The following is a 3636-nucleotide window of genomic DNA, read 5'->3' as shown; positions in this document are numbered from 1 at the left end:
TGATATTTGTTACGGAACAACGTAATTTTCAGAAGTTAAATAAAGCTTTTTCGCGGTAATGGTAATTCTGTTGACTGCGCTCTTTCAGTGTTGAGTGCAGATATTTATCTTGCATATTTTTTGGGGGGAGAGAGGGGGGGGCGACGGCCACCCCGCACAACCCCACACAAAGAATATAAATTTTATTATATTTTTTTTTAATTTTTTTTGGGGTTAGAGCGCGGTTGCCGCCGCAAACCGCTCTCTCCCCCTCAGAATGATTATCATTTTTATTAGCTGTATATTTTATTCTCTGGAAGTCCCATTAAAGCTGGTGCAGGGATGCATTTGGGGAATAGCAGCACCGATCAAAAACTGTTTCTCAGTTCTGATGTCAAAAAGCGAATGCAAGTCTGCGTCACAGTGGAACTTTGGTTTAACGATCGGATTTATCCCTTTATTACCGAAGGGACAAAACGCTTCGCCCAAATGAAAATGTCCCCACCGATTCACAAGACAACGAGTAATCTTCCCAAGTCTTTATTTTGCCTCGCTAGAACTGGCGATCGCAATTTTCCTCATCGTTTTCAAGCAATATTTCCTCAGTGGACATTAGATGATTTTGATTTGTGGAGATGGATTGTTGGGTTTGCTGGCAATGTTAAAGTGGTGGCACCACAGGAGTTAGTGCAAAGGGTAGAGGAAATAGCTCAAGGAATTGTCGCTAATTATAGTTAACATTAATACGGCGTTGCATAATGAGAATATGAATTAGGGTGAATCTTCATGGAATGTCCGCGTTGTAAATCCCATCATATCCGTAAGAACAGCAAACAGAGAGGTAAACAAAACTACATTTGTGCAGATTGTAGCCCTCAATTCAGAGCGAAACTATGGCGATCGCATAATTCATATTTTGATTCAGCAACGCCCAACTATCAAATCAGGTAATGAAAAGTTTGGTTTACCGCCATGCCCAAGCGACCAAAACAAAACTCTGACCACGCGCAATGACATAATACTCCTACTATAGATAATGAAGCGATCGCCAATCATTTGGAAGCTTTATTAACCCCAGCTATTTTTGCTCAACAAAAATATTACAAACTATTAGGCATCCATTTATACGCCTTCCGGGGAAGCGGTGGATATTGGGGAGATGATGCGGCGGTTTCCGCGCTCGGGAGTAAAAATTTTTCCTCTCGTCTGTCACAACCCAGTTGTTCAGCAGATTGCCAACTTTACAGTTAGCTTTGATTTTCGTCAATAAACTCTTCTGTGAGTGAGGTTTTTAACCACTCAGGTAGCTCTCGAACTTTTTGAGTCACTCTTCCATTTTCGATAGTTAGTACTTGTTGATACCCTTGTACTGTTGAGTTATCAAAGATTAAAATCTGGTCAGCCTGTTGTATGGCTACTGACAAATTAGACAGGCTGCGTGTGTATCTACGCCAAATGTCTTCTTCTGGTACATTATGTCCTCCTTGTGCAACTCTAATAGCAACACGTTCTATGCTGGTTTCTACATTCTCAACCCCTACATAGATAAGGTTGACTTGCCACCCTTTTTGCCTAGCCTCTGCCATCATCCGTAAATAAGTATGACCAGATAGTGTTGTTTCTACTGCAAAGCTTTCATTATTTGTCAAGTAGGCGCGAGCGCGTTTTATTGCTTGTCTTCCACCAAGTATTGCTGCTGCTTGTGCATCATCAGGTCGAAGTTGTCGTGCTTCTTGATCCGGATCGATAATTGGAACTCGTAAAGCTTCTTGAGTTGCACGAGTAAATGTACTTTTACCCGACCCATTTGGCCCGGCGATGATAGTTAGAGTCGGTTTTGGTTGTGTCATTTACTCTTAACTTCACGAATTATTTCTCGTCTTCCGTCTGAGCGCAATTGATATTCAAAGCAACGACCATCTGATAATTCCATAATTGGTACACCCTCTAGAGAATAAAATATTGGGCGACCTGCTACTTTATGTTCGCTAATTTCTTTCTTCACCCCTTCTTGTGCTAGTCGAGAAAGCTCTTTCCCCCACTGGGAGAATTCAGTTTGTTTACCGTTATCAGACTCAGTATTTGTATGTATCATCTTTATTTTCCCCTAGTTCAAGCACTCTCTAGAACTGGTTATTTCAGTTTATACTTTAACAAATCCTTGGATGATCCTAATCTGTGCAAAGTTTCCGCAGTTGAGGATTGTTGTTGTGGAAGCGGTGCTGCTGAAACCGAAGGATTAGCGTTCACATCTCAATTAGTTGCGTAGTTTAGTACTCGTTCCCACTCCCAACGCCATGCAGTCTCCACCAGTATTTCTTTGCCATTGGTAAATTTGATGAATTCCTTGCCATTGTCATAGAATACGTCAGCAACAAGTTGGTTACGTAAATCATATCCCCACACTGAGGCTGCACTATTCCACCATTTTTGCCCTGGTGATTGTAGCATTGGCAGTTCCAGGTACTCATCACGCCATGCGACGGGCTTCCACTGTTCTTGCAAGGCACGAATTAATATAGCGTTGGGGAAAATCTCTCTTTTTTGTTCGTGCAACCACAGAACATAATTAATCGTGCTTCTTAAGGCATCTTCCAAGCCGAATGTGTTGATTTCTAAAGCATCTTGAACTTCTAAGAGCGAAAAGTCAACACCAATGCTGACTAAGGCTCGCTCGTATTTTTTGAAGATTTCGTACTCTACTGAATCTTTGTCCCAAAACCACACACCGCTCCCTACCCCCTAATAGTTAACAGTTAGCAAAATTTCAATCTTTTACAGTTCCATTATCAATTGTGTTAACAAAAGCTGCAATCCGGGAGCATCGAATAGCTTACCGATGAACCTACAGTCGTGTTTAGCTTTGGGCATCATTGATCGTTTCTCTCGTTGCCATTGCCATCAAATCTACGCTCAAGATGTTGCCAAATCCGTTGTATTTCACGTGAGTTATCCGCAATCAGTCGTAATGTTTCAGGTTGAGTTTGGGACAATGCTTGCATCGAATTTTCAAGTTGTCTTAGTGCTTCATCATGACGATCGCCTCTAGCTGTTTGCTGTGCTAAGTACATGGACATTAAAAAACAGCCAACCTTGGCACAGCCCCTAAAGGGCTGTGCCGCCCATACCGACAGTCTTTGAAACAAACAGATAACTCATAAAGGTTGGCTGTTTTTTCAGGTGGATCTACTTAACAATTGAGCCATTTGAGCGCTTAATGGAGCTAGCTGGCTAAGAATTTCGTTGTCTGTAGCCAGTACAAGTTACAACGATTGTGGATTAATCCACAGCCGTGTTTGGGGGTGGTGAAGAAATATTGGACGAATGTGACTGGTGCGATCACTCGTGTCAAACAAGCGCTTGCTGAAGGCTGGTGCGATAATCCGACTGGTTTATTCACGCCTCAGCTGCATTCTTTGGAGCTAAGGGGAAAAATACGGTGACATCCGATGTCAGTCAGTGGTTTACTTGGGCGCGTCAGTAGAGGCGGAGGTGCAGAGGGATTTCCTCTCCCTGCCCCTGCCTCTTCTGCTGGCGATGTCGGGTGGGGTAGTTTATACACCCGATGGTGAGGCGGCGGTTTCCGATGAGGGAGTAAGAACAGCTAGTTGGAAAAATTCTTTCAGGCTTTTGTGTCCACTTACTGCATATGCATTC

General features: G+C 42.8%; 6 protein-coding genes. 1 reads left to right on the top strand and 5 read right to left on the bottom strand.

Going from position 1 to position 3636, the window contains the following annotated elements; genetic code table 11:
• Positions 1 to 321: 321 nt before the first annotated feature.
• Positions 322 to 717 carry a hypothetical protein gene (locus ACE1AT_RS22215; protein ID WP_374872275.1) on the top strand — a complete coding sequence of 132 codons (396 nt, stop codon included), beginning with the start codon at positions 322 to 324 and terminating at the stop codon, positions 715 to 717.
• A 509-nt stretch (positions 718 to 1226) separates the two neighbouring features.
• On the opposite strand, the gene ACE1AT_RS22210 is transcribed toward ACE1AT_RS22215, so the two are convergent.
• From ACE1AT_RS22210 to ACE1AT_RS22190, 5 genes are all read right to left on the bottom strand, one after another.
• A complete protein-coding gene (locus tag ACE1AT_RS22210) occupies positions 1227 to 1829 on the bottom strand; it encodes a zeta toxin family protein (protein WP_374872273.1) in 603 nt (200 codons plus the stop codon).
• Entirely contained in the window at positions 1826 to 2074 is a 249-nt protein-coding gene (locus ACE1AT_RS22205) for an MmgE/PrpD family protein (protein ID WP_374872271.1), read from the bottom strand. The genes ACE1AT_RS22210 and ACE1AT_RS22205 overlap by 4 nt, the downstream gene beginning before the upstream one ends.
• A gap of 158 nt (positions 2075 to 2232) precedes the next feature.
• The gene (locus ACE1AT_RS22200; RefSeq protein ID WP_374872269.1) at positions 2233 to 2706 is read right to left on the bottom strand and encodes a hypothetical protein; all 474 of its coding nucleotides are present in this window, start codon (positions 2704 to 2706) and stop codon (positions 2233 to 2235) included.
• 143 nt (positions 2707 to 2849) lie between these two features.
• Complete coding sequence (locus tag ACE1AT_RS22195) at positions 2850 to 3056, bottom strand: hypothetical protein (protein ID WP_374872267.1); 207 nt, start codon at positions 3054 to 3056, stop codon at positions 2850 to 2852.
• Positions 3057 to 3202: 146 nt separating this feature from the next.
• A complete protein-coding gene (locus ACE1AT_RS22190; RefSeq protein ID WP_374872265.1) occupies positions 3203 to 3379 on the bottom strand; it encodes a hypothetical protein in 177 nt (58 codons plus the stop codon).
• Between the last annotated feature and the right edge of the window lie 257 nt (positions 3380 to 3636).

It is taken from the genome of Pelatocladus sp. BLCC-F211, assembly GCF_041928655.1.
GTDB lineage: Bacteria > Cyanobacteriota > Cyanobacteriia > Cyanobacteriales > Nostocaceae > Pelatocladus.
This window is presented reverse-complemented; position numbering and strand designations above follow the sequence as displayed.

Bases quoted from the DNA above. Each gene is read 5' to 3' on its own strand.
- ACE1AT_RS22210 (WP_374872273.1), bottom strand. From the start codon at position 1,829: ATGACACAACCAAAACCGACTCTAACTATCATCGCCGGGCCAAATGGG.
- ACE1AT_RS22195 (WP_374872267.1), bottom strand. From the start codon at position 3,056: ATGTCCATGTACTTAGCACAGCAAACAGCTAGAGGCGATCGTCATGAT.
- ACE1AT_RS22205 (WP_374872271.1), bottom strand. From the start codon at position 2,074: ATGATACATACAAATACTGAGTCTGATAACGGTAAACAAACTGAATTC.
- ACE1AT_RS22215 (WP_374872275.1), top strand. From the start codon at position 322: ATGCATTTGGGGAATAGCAGCACCGATCAAAAACTGTTTCTCAGTTCT.